General features: G+C 59.7%; 22 protein-coding genes. 10 read left to right on the top strand and 12 right to left on the bottom strand.

The window, feature by feature from the left end; genetic code table 11:
* Positions 1-51: 51 nt before the first annotated feature.
* From PSJ8397_RS06995 to PSJ8397_RS06985, 3 genes are all read left to right on the top strand, one after another.
* Positions 52-591, top strand: a complete 540-nt coding sequence (locus PSJ8397_RS06995) for an invasion associated locus B family protein (protein ID WP_085863868.1) — start codon at positions 52-54, stop codon at positions 589-591.
* Positions 592-696: 105 nt separating this feature from the next.
* A complete protein-coding gene (gene rlmN / locus PSJ8397_RS06990) occupies positions 697-1881 on the top strand; it encodes a 23S rRNA (adenine(2503)-C(2))-methyltransferase RlmN (RefSeq protein WP_085863867.1) in 1185 nt (394 codons plus the stop codon).
* An 88-nt stretch (positions 1882-1969) separates the two neighbouring features.
* Complete coding sequence (locus PSJ8397_RS06985; RefSeq protein ID WP_235000610.1) at positions 1970-3085, top strand: Gfo/Idh/MocA family protein; 1116 nt, start codon at positions 1970-1972, stop codon at positions 3083-3085.
* Here the strand turns inward: PSJ8397_RS06985 and PSJ8397_RS06980 are convergent.
* Together PSJ8397_RS06980 and PSJ8397_RS06975 are read right to left on the bottom strand one after the other, a co-directional pair.
* A complete protein-coding gene (locus tag PSJ8397_RS06980; protein ID WP_143515392.1) occupies positions 3066-3551 on the bottom strand; it encodes a gluconokinase in 486 nt (161 codons plus the stop codon). The genes PSJ8397_RS06985 and PSJ8397_RS06980 overlap by 20 nt on opposite strands.
* A gap of 88 nt (positions 3552-3639) precedes the next feature.
* A complete protein-coding gene (locus tag PSJ8397_RS06975) occupies positions 3640-4479 on the bottom strand; it encodes an LOG family protein (protein WP_085863866.1) in 840 nt (279 codons plus the stop codon).
* Positions 4480-4559: 80 nt separating this feature from the next.
* Here PSJ8397_RS06975 and PSJ8397_RS06970 point away from each other — a divergent pair, with 80 nt between their 5' ends.
* From PSJ8397_RS06970 to PSJ8397_RS06950, 5 genes are all read left to right on the top strand, one after another.
* The gene (locus tag PSJ8397_RS06970) at positions 4560-5483 is read left to right on the top strand and encodes a serine/threonine dehydratase (protein ID WP_085863865.1); all 924 of its coding nucleotides are present in this window, start codon (positions 4560-4562) and stop codon (positions 5481-5483) included.
* A gap of 71 nt (positions 5484-5554) precedes the next feature.
* The gene (gene dapD / locus PSJ8397_RS06965) at positions 5555-6382 is read left to right on the top strand and encodes a 2,3,4,5-tetrahydropyridine-2,6-dicarboxylate N-succinyltransferase (protein ID WP_085864280.1); all 828 of its coding nucleotides are present in this window, start codon (positions 5555-5557) and stop codon (positions 6380-6382) included.
* Positions 6382-6669, top strand: coding sequence for a hypothetical protein (locus PSJ8397_RS06960; RefSeq protein WP_085863864.1), 288 nt, complete (start codon positions 6382-6384; stop codon positions 6667-6669). The genes dapD and PSJ8397_RS06960 overlap by 1 nt, the downstream gene beginning before the upstream one ends.
* Before the next feature lie 42 nt (positions 6670-6711).
* Positions 6712-6957, top strand: coding sequence for a GlsB/YeaQ/YmgE family stress response membrane protein (locus PSJ8397_RS06955; RefSeq protein ID WP_085863863.1), 246 nt, complete (start codon positions 6712-6714; stop codon positions 6955-6957).
* 40 nt (positions 6958-6997) lie between these two features.
* On the top strand, positions 6998-7354 hold the full coding sequence (locus PSJ8397_RS06950; protein WP_085863862.1) for a hypothetical protein: 357 nt from the start codon (positions 6998-7000) through the stop codon (positions 7352-7354).
* Here PSJ8397_RS06950 and PSJ8397_RS06945 read toward each other — a convergent pair.
* Positions 7351-8442, bottom strand: a complete 1092-nt coding sequence (locus tag PSJ8397_RS06945) for a Hint domain-containing protein (RefSeq protein WP_159453105.1) — start codon at positions 8440-8442, stop codon at positions 7351-7353. The two genes, PSJ8397_RS06950 and PSJ8397_RS06945, sit on opposite strands and share 4 nt — an antisense overlap.
* 4 nt (positions 8443-8446) lie before the next feature.
* The gene (locus PSJ8397_RS06940; protein WP_085863860.1) at positions 8447-10039 is read right to left on the bottom strand and encodes a Hint domain-containing protein; all 1593 of its coding nucleotides are present in this window, start codon (positions 10037-10039) and stop codon (positions 8447-8449) included.
* A gap of 297 nt (positions 10040-10336) precedes the next feature.
* Between PSJ8397_RS06940 and dapE the strand changes: the two genes are divergently transcribed.
* A complete protein-coding gene (gene dapE / locus PSJ8397_RS06935) occupies positions 10337-11479 on the top strand; it encodes a succinyl-diaminopimelate desuccinylase (protein WP_085863859.1) in 1143 nt (380 codons plus the stop codon).
* 126 nt (positions 11480-11605) lie between these two features.
* The gene (gene rnr, locus PSJ8397_RS06930) at positions 11606-13849 is read left to right on the top strand and encodes a ribonuclease R (protein WP_085863858.1); all 2244 of its coding nucleotides are present in this window, start codon (positions 11606-11608) and stop codon (positions 13847-13849) included.
* Between the two features lie 3 nt (positions 13850-13852).
* Here rnr and PSJ8397_RS06925 read toward each other — a convergent pair whose 3' ends face one another.
* The 8 genes from PSJ8397_RS06925 to PSJ8397_RS06890 all read right to left on the bottom strand — a co-directional run bounded on the left by PSJ8397_RS06925 (position 13853) and on the right by PSJ8397_RS06890 (position 21368).
* Complete coding sequence (locus PSJ8397_RS06925) at positions 13853-14323, bottom strand: hypothetical protein (RefSeq protein WP_085863857.1); 471 nt, start codon at positions 14321-14323, stop codon at positions 13853-13855.
* Positions 14320-14802, bottom strand: coding sequence for an RNA pyrophosphohydrolase (locus tag PSJ8397_RS06920; RefSeq protein ID WP_085863856.1), 483 nt, complete (start codon positions 14800-14802; stop codon positions 14320-14322). The genes PSJ8397_RS06925 and PSJ8397_RS06920 overlap by 4 nt, the downstream gene beginning before the upstream one ends.
* A gap of 81 nt (positions 14803-14883) precedes the next feature.
* The gene (locus PSJ8397_RS06915) at positions 14884-16224 is read right to left on the bottom strand and encodes a S41 family peptidase (protein ID WP_085863855.1); all 1341 of its coding nucleotides are present in this window, start codon (positions 16222-16224) and stop codon (positions 14884-14886) included.
* Between the two features lie 39 nt (positions 16225-16263).
* Positions 16264-17367 carry a murein hydrolase activator EnvC family protein gene (locus tag PSJ8397_RS06910; RefSeq protein ID WP_085863854.1) on the bottom strand — a complete coding sequence of 368 codons (1104 nt, stop codon included), beginning with the start codon at positions 17365-17367 and terminating at the stop codon, positions 16264-16266.
* A complete protein-coding gene (gene gpmI, locus PSJ8397_RS06905; RefSeq protein WP_085863853.1) occupies positions 17364-18875 on the bottom strand; it encodes a 2,3-bisphosphoglycerate-independent phosphoglycerate mutase in 1512 nt (503 codons plus the stop codon). Before gpmI ends, PSJ8397_RS06910 begins: the two co-directional genes overlap by 4 nt.
* A 91-nt stretch (positions 18876-18966) precedes the next feature.
* Complete coding sequence (gene rlmH, locus PSJ8397_RS06900) at positions 18967-19434, bottom strand: 23S rRNA (pseudouridine(1915)-N(3))-methyltransferase RlmH (protein ID WP_085863852.1); 468 nt, start codon at positions 19432-19434, stop codon at positions 18967-18969.
* Positions 19434-19883 (bottom strand): ribosome silencing factor, encoded by a 450-nt coding sequence (gene rsfS / locus PSJ8397_RS06895; RefSeq protein WP_200811291.1) that lies wholly within the window; start codon positions 19881-19883, stop codon positions 19434-19436. The genes rlmH and rsfS overlap by 1 nt, the downstream gene beginning before the upstream one ends.
* A 54-nt stretch (positions 19884-19937) precedes the next feature.
* Entirely contained in the window at positions 19938-21368 is a 1431-nt protein-coding gene (locus PSJ8397_RS06890) for a mechanosensitive ion channel family protein (RefSeq protein WP_085863851.1), read from the bottom strand.
* Between the last annotated feature and the right edge of the window lie 53 nt (positions 21369-21421).

Raw genomic sequence — 21421 nt, 5'->3', positions numbered from 1 at the left:
GCTGCGCTAGGTAGAGCAACCAGAGGCAAGGACAGCTTGGAGGCTGTAGTTATGATTTCAAAATTGACCCGCGCTTTGGGCGCTGTTTCTTTCTGTGCTGGCTTGGCCGTTTTGGGCACAGCAGCGTCGGCACAGGAAACCAGTTCAAACCGCGTGGCGGCCAACACCGATTGGTCCGTCTTTGTGGAAAGCGACCCGACGGAATGTTGGGCCGTGTCCGCCCCTAAGGAAACCGTGAACTCACGCGATGGACAGGTCGTGTCCGTGCGCCGGGGTGAGATCCTTTTGTTTGTGTTCTACCGTCCAGGTGCGGGCGTGCAGGGGCAGGTGACATTCACGGGCGGCTATCCCTTTGCCTCTGGGTCCACGGCTGAGCTGAACATCGGCGGCACCGATTTTGAGCTGTTCACCGAAGGCGAATGGGCCTGGCCTGCCACACCAGAGGCCGACGCGCAAATCGTTGCGGCCATGAAACGCGGGGCCGAGGCCACGGTCACCGCACGGTCCGGTCGCGGCACCGTTACGCGCGATACGTTCTCTCTGCTGGGCTTCACCGCTGGCGTGGAAGAGGCCGCGAACCGCTGTAGCTAAGCGGCGGCTGGAATTTTCATCGCAGGCCGGATCCCATGAGCACATCTTGGGATTCCGGCCTGCGTCGTTATATAGACCCCGAAACAGACATCGGAGCCGATTCTTATGGAGCCTTCCGCGCCCATCACCCAAGACGTCATGACGATCAAACGGGTTCTTCCGACAGGTGGCCCCACAAATATCGTCGGCCTGACGCGCCCCGCGCTGCGTGAGGCGCTGATCGCCGTGGGCGTCAAGGAAAAGCAGGCCAAGATGCGGGTGAACCAAATCTGGCAGTGGATCTACCATTGGGGCGTGCGCGATTTTGCGGTGATGACGAACCTGGCCAAAGATTTTCGCGCCACACTGGCCGAACATTTTACGATTGATCTGCCCGAAGTCGTGTCCAAACATGTCAGCGCCGATGGCACCCGCAAATACCTTGTGCGCATCGCGGGCGGGCATGAGGTTGAGGTCGTCTATATCCCCGAAACCGACCGTGGCACCCTTTGCATTTCGTCCCAAGTCGGCTGCACGCTGACGTGCAGCTTTTGCCACACCGGCACCCAAAAACTGGTCCGCAACCTCACGGCGGGGGAAATCATTGGTCAGGTCATGCTGGCCCGTGACGATCTGGGCGAATGGCCCGAACCCGGCCAAGGCACCGGCGAGAACGGGCCGCGTTTGTTGTCCAACATTGTTTTGATGGGCATGGGCGAGCCGCTGTATAATTTCGAAAACGTTCGCGATGCGATGAAGATTGCAATGGATGGTGAAGGCATCGCGCTCAGCCGTCGCCGCATCACCCTGTCCACCTCCGGCGTCGTACCCGAAATCGCTCGCACGGCCGAAGAAATTGGGTGTCAGCTGGCGGTCAGTTTCCACGCCACCACGGATGAGGTTCGCGACAAACTGGTGCCGATCAACAAACGCTGGAACATCGAAGAGCTGCTCAAGGCGCTGGCTGAATACCCCAAAGTCTCCAATTCTGAACGGATCACCTTCGAATACGTCATGCTCAAAGACGTGAATGATAGCGACGAAGACGCTCGGCGTCTGGTCAAACTGATCAAAGGCATTCCCGCCAAGATCAACCTGATCCCGTTCAACGAATGGCCCGGCGCGCCCTATGAACGCTCCGATTGGGATCGCATTCAGGCCTTTGCGGATATTGTGTACAAGGCGGGCTATGCCTCCCCCATCCGCACCCCGCGCGGCGAAGACATCATGGCGGCCTGTGGACAGTTGAAATCAGCCACAGAACGCGCCCGCAAATCCCGCAAGCAGATCGAAGCCGAAGCGGGACTGTAACGCGGTCGGTCAAAAACACCTGTTTGCCCTTTGCCGTTGCCGCAGGCCTCGCGCAGGACACCGCCATGATCAAAAGGATGTTGGGCCAATGAAGCGATTGAAACTCGGCATGGTCGGCGGTGGACAGGGTGCGTTTATCGGCGGCGTCCATCGCATCGCGGCCCGTCTGGACAACCGCTGGGATCTGGTCGCAGGCGCGCTGTCGTCGGACCCCGTCCGCGCACAGGCCAGCGCAGATGACCTTGGCCTCGCACGGTCTTACACGTCGTATGAAGATATGGCCAAAGCAGAGGCGGCGCGCGACGATGGCATAGACGCTGTGTCTATCGTGACACCCAACCATATGCACGCAGGCCCCGCGATCGCCTTCCTGAATGCTGGCATTCACGTCATCTGCGATAAACCCTTGGCCGCAACGCAGGATCAGGCGGACGACATCGCACACGCGGTGGAGAACGCCCGCGCCAAGGGGACACATTTCATCCTCACGCACAATTATACCGGCTATCCCCTGATCCGGCAGGCGCGCGCGATGGTGGCGCGGGGCGATCTGGGCCAGATCCGCGTTATTCAGGCGGAATACGCCCAAGATTGGCTGGCCCAAGCCCCGGATCCAGACAACAAACAAGCCGCATGGCGCACGGACCCCGCACGCGCGGGCGGCGGGGCGATTGGTGATATCGGCACTCATGCGCTGAACCTCGCGTCCTTCGTAACAGGCCAGCGGCCGGCTGCTTTAGCGGCGGATTTGCACAGCTTCGTGGGCGGGCGCATGGTCGACGATAACGCGCATATCCTGCTGCGCATGGATGGAGGCGCGCGGGCGATGCTCTGGGCGTCACAGGTGGCCGTCGGCAGTGAAAACGGCCTGCGTCTGCGCATCTACGGCGACAAAGGCGGTCTTGAATGGGGGCAGGAAAATCCCAACCAGATGACGTTTACGCGTTTCGGCCAACCCAAACAGATCCTGACCCGCGGTGGGGCCGGAACCGGCCCGGATTGGACCCGCATCCCACCTGGTCATCCCGAAGGATACCTTGAGGGGTTCGCCACGCTTTACGCGGATGCCGCGGACTTGATCGCAGGCACCGGTGATGGCGCCCTTTTGCCAGGGATTGAGGCCGCCATGGACGGCATGTGGTTCATCGCCGCCTGCCAAGCCTCATCCGCCAAAGACGGCGTCTTCATTTCGCGAGGACAATAGACGCCACCAAACGGGCTGCGCGCTGCACGGGCAGCGACGCGGGCATAAGGATCGGGTTTTCGTCAATCGTCGGCGGTTCCAACGTGCGGAATTGGCTGGAAATCAGACGTTCCGGCATGAAATGTCCCGTGCGGCGTTTAAACCTGTCGCGAATCGTCTCTTCCGTCACCCGTGGGTAGACCAGCCGAAAATCCGGCACATAATTGCGCAGATGATCACGGTATGACCGTCGCAAAGCCGAACATCCCAACACAATCCGGTCATGGCTGCGCAAGGCCTCGCCGCAGGCGTCCAACCACGGCCAACGCATCTCATCTGTCAGCGGTTTGCCCGCCGACATATGATCTATGTTGTCCTGAGGGTGAAGGTCGTCGGCATCGATAAAGACTGCCTCCAGCTCTTGGGCTGCGGCCACACCCAGCGTGGTCTTGCCGCACCCAGCCACACCCATCACAACTATTTTCATGCGATGCCTTTCAGACAAAACCTTCTCCCAAACATGAGGAGAAAGACCACGTTTTGCAACCTATGGTATTGTAGTCGGTCGCGGCGCTTTAACGGCCTGGAATTTCGCCCCGTTTCTCACCGACACCTTCCCAAGCCTCCAGCGCGGCGACGGCCTCTTCGGCGGTATCCACGAAGCGGAAAAGGTCCAGATCATCCGCTGAAATCGTGCCCGCGTCTGACAAAGCGTCCCAATTCACGATGGTTTCCCAGAATTTTCGGCCAAACAGCAAGAACGGCACCTTTGCCATGCGGCCCGTCTGGATCAGCGTCAGCGCCTCGAACAGCTCATCCAACGTGCCAAAGCCGCCGGGAAACACGGTGATCGCATTGGCGCGCATTAGAAAATGCATCTTGCGAATTGCGAAGTAGTGGAAATTGAAACACAGCTCAGGCGTGACAAATTCATTCGGGGCCTGTTCGTGTGGCAGCACGATGTTCAACCCGATCGACCGACCGCCGGCGTCGACAGCACCGCGGTTGCCTGCCTCCATCACGCCCGGCCCACCGCCTGTGACGACGACGTTTTCGTTTGCATCGCCCTTTTCGGTCATCAGCCGCGCAAAGGTCCGTGCCTCGTCATAGTAGACAGACAAATCCGCAAGCGTCTGGGTGCGGGCGCTGTCTTTCTTTGCAGGCTCAGGAATGCGGGCGCCCCCGAACATCACAACGGTGGATTTGATGCCCGCTTCATCCAACAACATCTCCGGCTTCAGCAGTTCAAGCTGCAAGCGCACGGGCCGCAATTCATCACGGCACATGAAATCATCGTCCGCAAAGGCCAGCGCATAGGCGGGGGACCGGGTCTGCGGCGTGTCGGGCACTTGCGTTGCATCCTCCCGGTCCTGATGACTGTCGCGGAACGGATGGCGGCGGGTGTCGTCTTTCATGGGCGGCCTCAATGGGTTGTTGTGTCTGTTGTATTTTTAGTGGCAGGTTGCTTGGGCTTTGTCCAACCAAAGGCCCTGACATGACTGTGACGCCCGCCCAAATTACAGCCGCTGCAGACCGCATTGCCACCCATGTGCACCGCACGCCCGTGATGACGTCGCATGGATTTAGCCGGGCCCTGCAATTCAAATTCGAACACACGCAGGTTACGGGCAGCTTTAAGGCGCGGGGCGCGTTCAATTCGGTGCTGACGGCGGCGGTGCCTGAGGCCGGGATCGTTGCGGCCTCAGGTGGCAACCATGGGGCTGCCGTGGCCCACGCGGCGCGCACCCTTGGCCATGCGGCGCATATCTTTGTGCCGGAGTTCGCAGGCCCCGCGAAAATTGACGTCATCCGCCAGACAGGTGCGGATTTGCACATCGTCGAAGGTGCCTATGCCGACGCTGCAGCCGCCGCGACCGCCCATCAGGCGCAAACCGGCGCGTTGGACATCCACCCCTATGACGCGCCCGCCACGGTCGCGGGACAGGGCACCTGTTTCATGGAATGGGAGGCACAGGGCCTTGCCGCGGACACCCTTTTGGTCGCCATCGGCGGCGGTGGTTTGATCGGCGGGGCGCTTGCGTGGTTCGCAGACCGCCAAGACGCGCCCAAGATCATCGGGGTCGAGACAGAGACGACAAACGCCATGCACGCAGCCCTTGCTGCAGGCCACCAAACGGATGTGGACGTCTCGGGCATTTGCGCCAATGCGCTGGGTGCCAAACGGATCGGGCAGTTGCCCTTGTCACTGGCGCAATCGGGTGGGTTGCAGACCGTCCTGGTGACAGACGAGGCCGTCGCCGCTGCGCAAAAGGCGATCTGGCAAACCCTGCGCCAGCTTGTCGAACCAGCGGGTGCTGCGGCCTTGGCGGCGCTTTTGTCGGGGGCCTATGAACCCTCACCTGACGAACGCATCGCGGTGCTGCTGTGTGGGGCCAACCCTGCGCCCATCCCGATCTGATTGCCCAATCCGGCGCATCGCGCTATGTGGCGCAGGAAACATACCGCAAACACAGCACCAATGGGGGGCCTATGTCCAACGCACAGCTTGAAACCGCAATCGAAGCCGCATGGGACGCCCGTGACACAATCACCCCTGCCACCATCGGTGAACAGCGTGAGGCGATCGAAGAAACACTGAACGCCCTCGATTCTGGCAGCCTTCGCGTGGCCGAAAAACAGGACGATGGCAGCTGGCACGTGAACCAATGGGCCAAAAAGGCCGTGCTGCTGGGGTTCCGCATCAAAGATATGGAGCAGCATGACGGCGGCCCACAGGCTGGCGGCTGGTGGGATAAGGTCGACAGCAAGTTCAAAGGATGGGGCGACGACCAGTGGAAAGCCGCAGGCTTCCGCGCTGTGCCCAACTGCGTCGTGCGCAAATCCGCATTCATCGCGCCCGGCGTGGTGCTGATGCCATCTTTCGTGAACCTTGGCGCCTATGTGGACGAAGGCACGATGGTCGACACTTGGGCCACTGTCGGCAGCTGCGCGCAGATTGGTAAGAACGTCCACCTGTCCGGCGGCGTGGGCATCGGCGGCGTGCTGGAACCCATGCAGGCCGGCCCCACCATCATCGAAGACAACTGCTTTATCGGTGCCCGGTCTGAGGTTGTCGAAGGTTGCATTGTCCGCGAAGGCTCCGTGCTGGGCATGGGCGTGTTCATCGGCCAATCCACCAAAATTGTGGACCGCGACACCGGCGAAGTCATGTACGGCGAAGTGCCGCCCTATTCCGTGGTCGTGGCAGGCTCCATGCCTTCGAAGAACGGTGTGAACCTCTATTGTGCGGTCATCGTGAAACGCGTTGACGAACGCACGCGCTCCAAAACGGGCATCAACGAATTGCTGCGCGACTGATGATCCTCAGCCGGACGCTTGCCCGTGCCCGCATCGCGCGGGGTGAGCGTCCGGGATGGGCTGCGGCCTATGTGCCCGTGGCCCTTGATGCGGCCTGCCTTGCGGTGGTGTTTGTGCTGGTCTGGGGGCCGTTCACCACCCTTGCCGAGACATTCAACTTGCCGCTTTGGGCAACCATCACAGCCCTTCTGGCGCTGGGCTTTATCCCCATTCAGGCGGTGCTGATCTTTTCGTCCCTCTGGGCCGCAAAGTCCCGCTACCGCGATGAAGACGGGAACAAATCCTGATCTCTCATCGTTTGTCATCCGACATAATTGACGGAGACGAACATGGGGCTTGGACTTATTGCATCGCTGATCGTGGGCGGCTTGGCAGGCTGGATTGCCAGCATGATCATGAAGGCCAACACCGGCGTCTTTGCCAATATCGGCTTGGGTATTCTGGGTGCTGTTGTGTTGAACGCCTTGCTGGGGTTCTTTGGTATCTACGCTGAAAACGCATGGATTCCGCAGCTTATTGTGGGGGCTGCTGGGGCCAGTCTTTTGATCGCGGCCTACCGCAAACTGGCCAGCTAGACCCTTGACAAGACAGCCCCTCATCCGCACCACGGGGGGCATGTCGGACAAAAAGAAAAAACCCAAAAAGCCAACCCGCCAGCAGGTGTTCACCCTGCTGGTCGAAGTCGGCCGCAAGGACGGCGATGGCCTGCCCAAGGACAGCACAGGAGGCGCGCTGATGATCTATGCCTCTGGCGTGGATGAGGCGGAGGCTGTCCGCGAAACCGTTGCGATCCTCAAACAAGCCGACGTGGCCCCCTTGGACGTCTCCGGCTATGGCACCCTCGACGAACGGCTGGCCGAAGGCCACGACATTTCCGAGGATGAACGCGCCCTGATGCAACGCGCTCTGGACGAAAATTCAGTGATCGTGGCGCAGATGACGCCGTTCTTCGACACGGACGACGCGCCCTAGCCGATCGTCGCGCCCGTCAGGGTCAAGGCCTCAAACCCTTGCAAAACGGGGGCGGCCAAACCGGCCTCGCGCGGGCGCAGATGGGCGGGCATGTCGGCCAACACCGATGTCGACTTGATGGCGTCATTTGCGAGGGCGGCGGATCCGTCAAAACTTTCAACCAAAGCGCCGTTCACCCGCATGATCTCGTGGGTCTCCAACAACACCTGATAGTACCGCATCACAGGCGGGATGGCTTTGACAGGCGCTGCACAGTTGCGAATTTCCAGATGGCGCACAGCCGTGGCCACCCGTTCTTCGCCAAACAGATATTCGACCTCGGACCCCGAAAGACACACGCGTTGGTCCATGGTGGTGACCAGATCATCCCACAGCCCCATATACGGCCTGCGCAATTTCATCGGGGCAAACCGGCCAAGGGTTGGCATGCTGGTATGTCCCACCCACAACGCACGCACCGGCGCACGGCCTTCGATGCAGACCAAATCGCCCGGCTTCAGGTCTTGGATCAAAACCGGACCGCCCGGAGTGTCCACCGCAGACGATTCTGCCAGTCCGGGAATGGGACCAAGGGGGCAGGGGGCATCAGCCACAGCCACAAAGGACACGTCGCTGTCGATGGTGGATCGTTCGGTGTCTGTCACAATCCGCCGCACATCCCGCATGGATAATGGAAAGGGCGCCATCACATCCGTTTGCCAGAGATGACCGTTATCGGGAACAAAGACACTGAACCGTCCGCGACGACGCGGGGCATCCCAGATCAGCGCAATCTGCGCCGTCTTGGTTTTGCCCCCCAATCCGGTTTTCAACGCGGTTTCCAAATACCGTTCCCCCTGCCGGATCATCAAACGGACGGTCCCGTCAGGTTCCAGACAGATTTTCACGCCCGAGGGCCATGGGTCCAGGACGCTAAACCGCAACAGGTTCACAGGCGTCGTTACAGGCCGTGTTGTGGCCTCGATCAACAGCGACCCACGCGCCAGCAACTCCATCCCGACGGGGGCGGCCCGTGACGTGGCCCCCAGGCCCTTGGGATGAAACGCACTCCTCTCAGGTGTGCGTGTGGCGATCCAATTCAGCGTCATGGGATCAGGCAACCCCTCGCAACAGCGCCTCGGCCTCATACCGTTTCAACAGGGGGCGCGCGGCGGGGCCGTAGCCCTCGCCGGTCATGACGTCCAACTCAGGGAACAGCGTGGTGATTTCATCCACGATCTCGGCCTCAAACGATTTGCAGGTTTGCGGACCTGGCAAAAAGCTCTCCGTTGGAAGGCCTTCTGAATAGATCACCTGATGGCGATCAAACATCAGGTGAACATATTCCACCTCACCGCCTTCGACGGGGCGGATGGTGTCGTCGTTCACAAGGTCTTTGGCGGCGACCAAAACCTCATCCTCACCGAACATCAATTCGGCCAAGGCATCTTTCACCAGAATGCGGTGCAAAGGCGATACCATCAGCGCATTATGCGTGCCCAAGACATTCGCGGCCAACCGAATCGGCGCCATCTTACCTGTGGCGGCAACTTTACGGCGGCCCGCCCAACGCACCGGTTGCAGCCCGTCATCGCGCGTCACAACCAGATCACCCGCATCAAGTGTTTCAACCGCGCGCGGTCCGGCCACCGTATCAATCATCGTGCCTGCGACAAAACAGGGGATCGTTTCAACCGTGACAAACCCGACGTCGGTCTCAAGAACGTTTCCATTGCTATCAAGCGATTCAATTTCATACGTGAAGCTGGAGGTTTCAAAATCGCTGTCAGTCGTGATGCTGATGGTGCCGTCTTCGTTCAGCTGAACGGTCTGGCCGGTGGTCAGGGTCACACTGTCGCCGATCTCCACGGCGATCCCGTTAATGTGTGTGATCTGCACCGTGCCTGTGGTGTTGTTGAGATCGTTGCCCAAGACGTCGACTGTCTTGGTCGTGCTGTCCTGCATCGTCACGAAATCTTCTTGGGCAATCAGCATCGCCTGAACGGTATCCGCCCCGATCAACAGATTTGAATCGTAGCTGCTGTCGCCGGTGTCTGCGATCCCGATCTTGATCGTGTTCACCGTGTCTGGTTCCAACGGGATGGTCAGCGTCATCGTGACGGTAAACCCGTCCATTTCCGTGTTGAACTGGTCGCCCGTGTTGTTGTTGTACAGATTGACGTTGTTGTTGCCATTGACCGAGTTGATGGCCGTTCCCGAATTGGCAACAGACAAGGGGACATGAACACCGTTGATCCAGACCCCGACCATATCGTTGTAGATGGAATTGACGTATTCTGGATACTCCTCTGACGAGAAAACGAACTGCATCGTTAAAGTATCCAGGCCTTCGTCCGGCGTGAAATCGACCGTCAGGAATGACGCGTCATAGGTGTTGGTGCCCGTGATCGCGTTGAAATCTGCGTCATTGTTTGCACCACCAGAGTTGGTCGACGTGTTGCTGCGCAGGTTGGATTGGCTGGAATTGTTGGTAAAGTTTGACGCCCGCCCAGTGGACAGGATGACCCCCGTGTCCGATGGCGTGACGTTGCCCGCCACAGCATCCCCGTTGGAATAAATGGCCGATGAATAGTTGGATCCGGAATAGGACGCGCTGTTCACCGTCACACCGTCGCCGAAGATGGTATTCGCCATCTGCGTCGCGTTCGCGTTTGTCTGGTACGTAAGTTCTACACCTGCAACCATACTTCCCACCTCATATGCGGTGAGACACGTCAGACGGATCCCGACACGCACAGCGGTCGAGAAAACCTATATCTTGTGGCCGACGTTGCGGCCGTTGGACCATTTGGGGTCCGCTCGATGTCTGCCCTGCCTCGGGTCTGTTTTATTGGGTTAATCATACCCTCAACGTTCGGATTTTCTTTGGTTTTTCGTGGTTTACCTTCACGTCACGCGAAATATGTGTCGCAGGTGCCACAACGTCCTGCGCTTCCTTTTCCGCGCCAGAACAGGTAACGCAGCGGCATAAGGAGACAGAAAATGCCCATCGATCCCGTCGCCCTGACAGCAGATTTGATCAAATGTCCCAGCGTCACCCCCGTCGAAGGCGGGGCGCTGCAGCTGTTGGATAAACTGCTGTCTGATGCGGGATTCGAGACATGGCGCGTTGACCGCGGCGAGACGCCAAACCTTTATGCACGCTGGGGCAGCAAAGGGGCGAACAAGTCGTTCGGATTCAATGGCCACACGGATGTGGTGCCTGTGGGTGACGTTGACGCATGGACGGTGGATCCGTTCGGGGCGGAAATACGTGACGGCATCCTTTATGGCCGCGGTGCGACGGATATGAAATCCGGCGTTGCGGCCTTTGCGGCGGCGGCTGTGGATTTCGTCCGTGATACGCCCCCGGATGGCGCCATTGTTCTGGCGATCACCGGCGATGAAGAGGGGCCGTCCACTGATGGCACGATCGCCCTGCTGGATTGGATGGAAGCCCAAGGCGAAACCATGACGGCCTGCATCGTGGGAGAGCCGACCTGCCCCGAAAAAATGGGGGAGATGATCAAGGTCGGACGTCGTGGATCCATGACCAGCCATTTCACGGTTACCGGCAAACAAGGCCATTCAGCCTATCCACACCGGGCGCTGAACCCGCTTCCTGCGATGGCGCGTCTGATGGACCGTCTGGCCAGCCACGAATTGGATAAAGGCTCCGATCATTTTGACCCCTCAACGCTTGCAGTGGTGACAATCGACACAGGCAATCCGGCCACCAATGTGATCCCAGCCGCGTGCAAGGCGAGTGTGAACATCCGGTTCAATGATCTGCACTCCTCCGCGTCCGTGTCGGACTGGATACAAACCGAAGTGGATGCCGTCGCCGCCGATTTTGGTGTGGCCATCGACGTAGTGACCCGTGTGTCGGGTGAGAGCTTTCTCACGCCCCCCGGGCCTCTGTCCGACCTGGTGAGCACCGCAGTTGAGGCAGAAACCGGTATCATGCCTGAACTTTCGACCACAGGCGGTACATCCGATGCACGATTTGTCAAAAACCACTGTCCGGTTGTTGAATTTGGCTTGGTTGGCAAAACTATGCACCAAGTTGACGAATGTGTGCCAACAGAACAGATCCACCAACTCAAGGCGGTCTACGCACGTATTTTACGCGATTACTTTTCGTAAGGGGCAACCAAAATTCCGGAATTTTGGTGATCCGAATTTTGAAAATTCGGGCCTCCGGCGGGAGTTTTTTTGGTCAGATGAAGTTGGGGCCTGCACCTTTCAGACCTGCGTGCTAGGTGATCTGGTATGACACGTATCCCCTCCAAGACCGAGATCCTTGATTGGATCGCTGAAAACCCAACCCAGACTGCAAAGCGCGATATTGCGCGGGCGTTTGGACTCAAAGGGGCGGCCCGTATCGACCTGAAACGGCTGCTTCGGGAGTTGGAGGACGAGGGCAAGCTGCAAAAGCGCAAATCGTCCTACCGCGATCCGGACAAGTTGCCCCCTGTTTCCGTGCTGGAGGTTGTTGGCCCTGATGCTGACGGTGATCTTTTCGCGCGACCTCTGGAGTGGGCCGGCGAGGGGGAGGTGCTGCGGATTTTGGTGAACCCCCGCGCATCCGATCCCGCACTTGGCGCAGGCGACCGCATCTTGGGCCGTTTGACGGAAGTGACCGGCGAAGATTACGCCTATACCGCGCGGCTGATCCGGCGGATAGGAGCCAATCCGCTGCGCATTCTTGGCGTGTTTCGCGCGGGATCGGAGGGCGGGCGGGTGTTGCCTGTTGATAAAGGGTCTCAAAAGGAATGGGTCGTGGCCGCGGGTGCCACCGGGCTTGCGAAAGATGGAGAACTGGTCGAGGCGGAACAGGCAGGTCCCAAGGGCCGCATGGGTCTTCCGAAGGCACGCATTGTGACGCGGCTGGGCGACCCGACTGAGCCGCGCGCGGTGTCGCTCATTGCAATTCATCAACATGGCATTCCCGATCACTTCCCTGATGAGGTGATGGATGAGGCAGACCGTGCCAAGCCGGCGGGCCTGACAGGCCGCGAGGATTTGCGTCATCTGCCGTTGATCACGATCGACCCATGGGATGCACGTGATCATGACGACGCGTGTTGTGCGATTCCCAACGCCGACGGGGGGTTCGCCCTTTGGGTCGCCATTGCCGACGTCGCTCATTACGTCACCCCCGGTTCGGCGTTGGACCATGAGGCCCGCAAGCGTGGCAATTCGACCTATTTCCCTGACCGTGTTGTGCCGATGTTGCCGGACAGGCTGTCTGGCGATCTATGTTCGCTGCATGAGGGAGTGCCGCGCGCTTGTCTTGCGGTGGAAATGCAGATTGACGGGGCGGGCAACAAGACGTCTCATCGGTTTGTGCGTGGGCTTATGACCTCTCCTGCATCGCTGAACTACGAAGAGGTGCAGGCCGCAATGGATGGAGACGTGGGAGACAAGGTGGCGCCATTTCTTGAGGACGTCATCCGCCCGCTTTATGGCTGTTACGCTGCCTTGAAACAGGCGCGCGCGCAGCGTCAACCGTTGGAACTCGATTTGCCGGAACGCCAGATCGTGCTGGCTGACGACGGGTCCGTGACTGGCGTGGCCTTCAAGGACCGTCTGGATGCCCATCGGTTGATTGAGGAATTCATGGTGATGGCCAACGTGGCCGCCGCCGAAACGCTCATCGCCAAACGCACGCCTTTGTTGTTCCGCGTCCACGAAGAACCCAGCCAGGAAAAACTGGAGGCCCTGCGCGAAACCGCCGCGGCCTCTGGCCTGACTTTGGCGAAGGGTCAGGTTCTCAAGACAGCGCACCTCAACCGGCTTTTGGCGCAGGCTGAGGGGACGGATACGGCGGAGCTCATCAACATCTCCACCCTGCGGTCGATGACACAGGCCTATTATAACCCTGAAAACTTTGGGCATTTTGGGTTGGCGCTGCAGTCTTATGCGCATTTCACCTCGCCCATCCGGCGCTATGCGGATTTGATCGTGCACCGCGCCTTGATCACGGCGCACGGGTGGGGGGACGACGGGTTGGCCCCGCACGACATCGAACGTCTTGCCGACACTGCCAAGCAGATTTCGGACACAGAACGCCGGTCCATGATGGCCGAACGCGACACGACAGACCGTTATCTTGCCGCTTATCTGAACGACCGGACTGGCGCTGTGATGGAAGGCCGGATCAGCGGCATCGCGCGCTTTGGTGTGTTTGTGAAACTGGATGAAACCGGTGCCGACGGTATGATTCCCATGCGCAATCTGGGGGCGGAGTATTTTCATTACGATGCTGAAACCCAGACGCTGATGGGGGCCAATTCCGGCCAGATCATCGGGTTGGGTCAGCGCGCAACGGTCAAACTGGTTGAGGCGGATGCAACGACGGGGGGCTTAATCGTTGATCTGCTTGATCTTGACGGTCAGGCGCTGCCCAAGGGGCCATCGAAGGGCCGTGGAAAGCCGCCCAAACGCAAGATGTCTAAAGGCAAAAAGAAGGCCGCAAAGACAGCGCGCAAGGTCAAACGGACGCGGCGCTAGGGCCTAGCGGCACGCACCTGTTGCACAGGCTTCGACCGTGCGGATCATCGCGGCATCGGGTGCATGGAAGGCCTGCCCGCCACAGGGCCCGACCGTGATGGCGTAACCGGTCGCCGTGCGTTCCAGAAAAGCGATCGTGTCAATGTCCGCCACCAATGATCCGCACCACGCTGCGGCACAATCATGCGTGACGACGACATCAAGATTGGTGGGCGCTGTGAAACCGTTTCGGGTCAGGGCGATGCCGTCAAAAGACGCCTCATATCGGATTATGAGCGGCGCGTTGATATCGTCAGTCGCGGAGGAAGGCGGTGTCGGAAAATCGAATATCCCTTTGACGACCACATAGGCCTCAGGTGCCGCTTCCACTGCCCTATATGTGTCTGCAATATCAGGGGCCAAACAGGACAGGGCGGTGGCCTGCGTCGCGACGACGCCTGACATCGCAATCAAAGCGAGGCGGATCCCCGTCATATCTTTGGCCCGAATTCATCCAGCACACGGGCGTAAACCTCACGTTTGAATGGTACGATGGTGGCCAACACGTCTTCGGGGGCGACCCACTTCCAGGTTGAGAATTCCTGATGCGGTTGCACGATATCGATCTGGTCATCGCGCCCATGAAACCGCAATAAGACCCATTTCTGTTCCTGACCCCGAAATCGGCCTTTCCAGATCTTGGGCACGATATCATGGGGCAAATCGTAGGGCAGCCATTGCGCGGTTTCAGCCTCAATCGCGACCAGATCGGGGGTGATTCCTGTCTCCTCGGCCAATTCACGCAGGGCTGCGGTTTCCACGTCCTCGCCCGGGTCAATGCCGCCTTGTGGCATCTGCCAGGCGTCCTGAAACCGATCCATCCGTTGGCCGACAAACACGTGGCCATCCGGGTTAATGATCATCAAACCAACGCAGGGCCGATAGGGCAGCTTGGCAATCTCATCTGGTGTCATCGTACGTACCATTTTCGCCCCTCTCAATATGAAAACGCCGCCGGAGGGTAATCCGGCGGCGTGAAATTCGTAAGTGCAATTTTACTGCTGCGGTGCCAGCGCGCTCAGCCCTTTGAGGATGTCGATGGCATAGGCCAATTGGTAATCCTCTTCGCGCAGTGCAGCGGCATCTTCGGCGCGCGCCCGATCCGCCTCGATCTGTTCGATCTCGTCCTCGGACAGGCTGTCGTTTTCAAGCGAACCGCGCAGGTCCGCCTCGGACCGGATGAACCCTGCATCCTCGTCCTCCTCGGTGGCCTCAGCGTTGGGGTCACGGCGGGGTTGTTCCACGATGATGTTGGGCGAAATGCCCAGCGCCTGGATGGACCGGCCCGATGGCGTGTAATACCGCGCCGTCGTCAGGCGCATGGCGCTGTCGCCGCGCAGGGGCATGACCGTCTGTACAGACCCTTTCCCGAAGGAATTGGTGCCCACGACAATGGCACGTTGGTGGTCTTGCAAGGCACCGGCGACAATCTCTGATGCCGACGCGGACCCACCGTTGATCAACACCACGATGGGCTTGCCTTCGGCCAGATCGCCCTCACGTGCGTTCCAGCGCTGCCCGTCGGACGCATCGCGCCCACGGGTTGACGTGATTTCGCCAGCGTCCAGAAACGCGTCACTGACCGCAATCGCTTGGTTAAGCAAACCGCCCGGATTGTTACGCAGGTCGATGACAAAGCCGTTGACGTTGTCCATGCCGCCCGCCTCGGCCACCTGCTCGGCCAGTTGTTCTTCAAGACTGGGGTAGGTCTGGTCGCTGAATGTCACCAGACGCAGCACAACGGTTTCGCCCTCAACACGGCTGCGCACCGCTGTCAGTTTGATGGTGTCGCGGATAATCGACACATCAAATGGCTGGTCGACACCTTCGCGCACCACGGTGATCAGAATCTCTGACCCGACAGGCCCGCGCATCAACTCAACCGCCTCATCCAGCGTCAGCCCCAACAGGTTTTCCCCGTCCACGGCTGTGATGAAATCGCCGGCTTCGATGCCTGCCTCGGACGCTGGCGTGCCGTCGATAGGTGACACGACCTTCACAAAGCCTTCTTCTTGCGTCACCTCAATCCCAAGGCCGCCAAATTCACCCCGTGTCGCTTCGCGCATGTCCGCGGCGTCTTCGGGCGACAGATAGCTGGAATGCGGATCAAGCGACGTCAGCATCCCGTCAATCGCGGCTTCGATCAACGCGGCCTCATCGACTTCCTCGACGTATTGCGCACGGATGCGTTCAAAAATATCGCCAAACAGATCCAGTTGTTCATAAACGCTGGCATTGCTCTGCGCCTCTTGCGCGACCAACGGGCCCGCCACTTGCGTGGTGGCCACGGCCCCTAACAAAACGCCACCCACGGCGGCCATTGCAAACTTCTTCATCACTCGCTCCCAATCCTCAAAATATATCCCGCGGGGTTCCTATTCTACGGCGAACCACTCCGCGGGGTTCACGGCACTCTGCCTGTCTCTGACCTCAAGATAAAGCGTTTCACTTCGCTGACCGGCGGAACCCTGCCCGCTTTCGGTCAAAATCCCTTGAGCAGAGGGTGATTGCCCCCCCATTATCCCCACAGGAGTGCCCTCTGGGACAATCTGTCCCACCTCACCAAACACCTGTTCCAGTCCGGCCAGAACCCAAAGCACATCCTTGGCCGGTTCAAGGATCATCACATTGCCATAGTCCAGCAGCGGGCCGGCATAACGCACGGTTGCAGGCACCGGCGTGGTGACCAACGCCCGTGGTCGCGTGGCAATCACGAACCCGGGTCGCGCGATACCGGCCGCATCGGCCTCGTTGAACCCGCGCAGCACCTGACCTTCGACAGGAAGCGGGATCGCCCCCTTCACCGTGGCTGCATCCGGCCCACTGCCGGTCTGTGTTTCGACCAGCCCACTGGCAAACGCCTCCAACGTCTCAGAACTCGCCAGCAGCAGCGCGGTCTGCACCGGATCTTCAGCAAAACGGCTGGGCAAATCGGTACGGTCAGCGATGGCTTTGCTCAGGGCCGCGCGCGCGTCCTGCGCGCCTTGCAGCCCGTCGGCCAGAATCGTCAGCGCATCGCCCTGCAATCCTTGTAGCACCGCCAGTTCTTCCAGTTGCGCGCGCAATGCGACCACACGGTCCTGCAAGGCCGGTGTCACATCCGCCAACATCATGCCGGACCGCGCCGTGCCCGTGGGCCCATTTGGGTGCAACAGCAAAATCGGCGCGGGGGAGCGTTCCATGGTCTGCAACACCCCCAACAGCCGCGCGACCTCCTCCGACCGTGATGCCAAATCCGTTTCCAACGTGCGCTGCCGGATCGCTGCGCGGCGCAAACCGTCCCGCAAAGCGGCCAACCCGTCTTCGTAGGCCTGAACGGTTTGCGTCAACGCCGCCACCCGATCAGACCGTCCATCCGCCGCATCCAGCGCCACCCGCGCCTCGCCCAGCCGAACAGCCGCCGCCTGCGCATCATCTGCCGGAGATTGCGCCCAGACAGGCCCCGTGATCAGGGCGCATATGACGGCCAGCCCCCTCACGAAATCAGCGACACACCTGTCATCTCGTCGGGCTTGGCCACGTTCATCAGTGCCAGCAACGTCGGCGCTAAATCCGCCAACCTTCCATTTTGCAATTGGGCCCCTTCTGGGCCCCCCACCAACGCCACAGGCACAGGGTTGATGGTGTGCGCTGTGTGTGGCCCGCCAGTTTCAGGGTCAATCATCGTTTCGCAGTTGCCGTGATCGGCCGTGACGATCATGGCCCCGCCCACGGCATCCAACGCATCCAGCACGCGGCCCAATCCTGCATCCACCGCCTCACAGGCCGCGATGGCCGCACTCAGATCGCCGGTGTGGCCAACCATGTCAGGATTGGCAAAATTGCACACGATCAGATCATACTGGTCCTTGATCGCACCCACGAAGGCCTCCGCCACCTCTGCCGCCGACATCTCGGGCTGCAAGTCATAGGTCGCCACCTTGGGAGACGCCGCCATATATCGGTCCTCACCGGTCTCTGGCGTCTCTACCCCGCCATTGAGAAAGAACGTCACATGGGGGTACTTTTCCGTCTCCGCCACGCGGAACTGTCGTAGGCCCTGCCGGGCCACCCATGCGCCCAGGGTGTTGGTGATCTCCTGTTTGGGATAGCACGTCGTCATATAGGCATTGTGGGCTGTCGAATAATCGACCATGCCCAACAGATCCAAATCTGGCCGTCCGTCGATGGTAAACCCGTCAAAGTCCGGCGCGCCCATGGCTGCCAAAATCTCCCGCGCGCGGTCTGCGCGGAAGTTGAGGCAAAACAGACCGTCGTCGCTTGTCATCCCCGCGTAATCCCCCAGGACTGTGGCGGGCACAAATTCATCCGTCACGCCCTCCGCATAGGCAGCCTCAACGACCTCTGCCGCACTGTCGCCACGGGGCCCTTCACCACGGACCATCGCCGCATATGCGGTTTCGACCCGCTCCCATCGGTTGTCGCGGTCCATCGCATAGTAGCGCCCGGTGACAGATCCAATCGTGACGCCCTCAGGCATCCTCTCCACCAGATCCCGAAGAAACCCAACGCCGGATTTCGGCGCCACATCGCGTCCATCGGTGATGGCATGCAGCACGACAGGCAATCCACGGTCCGTCACAGCCTTCAGCGCGGCCTGAATGTGGTCGATATGTCCGTGCACACCTCCATCACTGACCAGCCCCATGATGTGGGCGACCCCACCACGCGACGCCAACTGGTCACACCAAGCAACCAGCGCATCGTTTTCAAAAAACGAGCCGTCCTCAATCGCCAAATCAATCGCACCAAGGTCCATCGCCACAACGCGCCCCGCGCCGATGTTGGTATGGCCCACCTCTGAATTGCCCATCTGCCCCTTGGGCAGCCCAACATCCGGGCCATGGGTGATCAATTCCGCATTCGGTCCCTGCATCACACGGTCAAAATTGGGCGTCGCGGCCAATGCGGGCGCATTGCCACGTGTCTCGGTGCGCTTGCCCCATCCATCAAGTATACAAAGTACAACAGGCTTCGGTGCGGTCATTTAAAGCTCCCTAACAACATCGCAGCCCTCATACCCCACCCGCCAGACAGACGAAACCGCCCCCGTTTCGCTGTTTCAAAAATATGCACTGCTACACCCGATGATAGGGCGACCCCGCCAAAATACTGGCCGCACGATACAGCTGCTCTGCCAGCATCACCCGCACCAACATATGCGGCCACACCATTTTGCCAAAGGACAGCGCCCCGTCGCAGTCTGCCCGCAGGGCCGGATCAATGCCATCCGCACCACCAATGACAAACGCCAGATCCTGGCGTCCGTCATCACGCCAACGCGCAAGATCTGCCGCAAATGCAGGTGATGATTTGACCGATCCGCGTTCGTCCAAAGCGATGACAGCCGCACCGGCTGGAAGAGCCCGCCGCAACAATGCCGCCTCAGCGGCCATACCGCCGCCCTTTCCGTCCACCTCGCGCACATCCAACGGACCAAGGCCAAGGCCGCGGCCGGTCCGGTCAAACCGCATCACATAGTCGTCGATTAAATCGCGTTCCGGCCCCGCACGCAGACGGCCTACAACGCACAGGGTGACCCGCATCAATCCGCTTTCGCGGCCTCGTCAGGGTCCAGCCACATCTTTTCGAGCTGGTAAAACTCACGCACTTCCGGCCGGAACAGATGCACAACCACATCGCCTGTGTCGATCAAAACCCAGTCGCCCGTGGTCTTGCCCTCAACCTTGCTCAGGATGCCATAGGTCTGCTTCAGACGATCGGTCAGCTTTTCAGCCATCGACGACACTTGACGTGACGATCGGCCCGACGCGATCACCATATGATCGCCCATCTCCGACTTGCCGCGCAGATCGATCTGCACGATGTCTTCGGCTTTGTCATCATCTAGGGATTTCAGAACAGCCGCCAGCGTGCTGTCCGCGGTTGGGGTCTGCGTGGTCATCGCAGCGTTGGCAGCAGGGGCTGCCCCAGTGGATAAAGACAGTGCATTGTCCTCCTTAAAATACGCCACCATGACCCTGGCGCTGGGCATGCCCTAACCTAGCAACGCACCCGCACCAATTCAACACATGTCACAAGACGATCCCTAGTCCAGCGCTTTGTGCGCCAATTCGGACCCTTCCAGCACTTTCACCTCTCGCTGAGGGAACGGGATGGAAATGCCGTGCGCCTCAAATGCATCCCACAAGGCCAGATATACATTGCCGCGAATGTTCGTCAGTCCGCCTGTCGGATCCTTGATCCAGAACCGCAGAATGTAATCCACCGACGAATCCCCAAAGCCCACGATGTGACAAACCGGTGGCCGAAACTCCAGAACGCGATCCACGGACGTCGCGGCCTCAATCGCCAGTTTGCGCACCTCATGCGGGTTGTCCCCATAGGCAGTGCCAAAATAGATATCCAGCCGCACAAAATCGTTGGAGTGGGACCAGTTCACCACTTGGGTCGTAATCAGATCCTCGTTCGGGATCAGATACTCACGCCCGTCCCGTGTGGTGATGCTGACGTAGCGCGCGCCAAGGCTGTTGATCCATCCAAAGGTCGATCCGACGGTAATGACGTCCCCGGGTTTGATGGACTTATCCAGCAAGATGATAACGCCTGAGACCAGGTTCGACACGACCTTTTGCAGACCAAAGCCAAGGCCCACGCCAATCGCACCTGACAGCACCGCAAGCCCGGTCAGATCAAAGCCCACTGCTCGCAGCCCGATAAAGAACGCGGCACCATAAAGAAGCACCTGCAGGAACTTGACGGCCAACACCTGCATGGACGGACTGATGTCCTCATTGCGCTGAATGCGTGCTGACGTGGTCGTCGACAAAAAGCGCGCAACAAAAAAGAAGACGCCAAGAATGAACACCGCCTGCAGAACCAGCCAGATCGAAATGCGGGTGTCGCCCAGTTCAATCGCGATACTGTCCAGAAGGCGTTCCATCTCATCGGTGATGCCGATGATGTTCAACGTCACATACACCCACGCGCCGTATCGTACGAGGGTTCGCAAAAAAGGATTGCCAATCAGACGCGTGGCGAAGGCAACAAACAGCCAAGCCGTCGCCAACGTCGCAATGAGGCCCAACAAATAAGATCGTGACGGCCAGGTGACGGCCTGCATCGTTACAACGATCACCCAAATCAGCGCGACAAACAGGATACCGCCCAGCCGTTTGTGGACGACCAAGGCGATACGCAAACGCCATTTCGGCCAACCCTCGCGGGACCGCAGCCATTCATGCAGTTTGGGCGCAAGCCACCGCCGCAGGATCAAAGATGCCAAATACGCCCCAAGGGCGATTAGCAGCTGATAGAAATTCCAAGGTCGGATCAACGTTTCCAGAAAGGTCAGACCTTGGGTCGCCAAGGATTGCCCCACTTCTGCAATCTGCTCAAGGGCGGCCTCAGCCCCGGCCTGACCCGATGTCTCGATCTCCTGCGCGGCCTCGGGCGGCAGGCTGCTTTGCTCTGCTGGCGTTTCGGGTTGGTCTTGAGGGTCAAGGTCATGGTTCGCCATAAAGGCACAATGCCCCTGTCACCGGTTTGGTTCAAGCAAGCCCCCCAAAAAGG

This window comes from Pseudooctadecabacter jejudonensis, from assembly GCF_900172275.1.
In the GTDB taxonomy this organism is placed as follows: domain Bacteria; phylum Pseudomonadota; class Alphaproteobacteria; order Rhodobacterales; family Rhodobacteraceae; genus Octadecabacter; species Octadecabacter jejudonensis.
The sequence above is the reverse complement of the archived record's forward strand: the minus strand, read 5'-3'. Positions and strand labels throughout refer to the sequence as shown.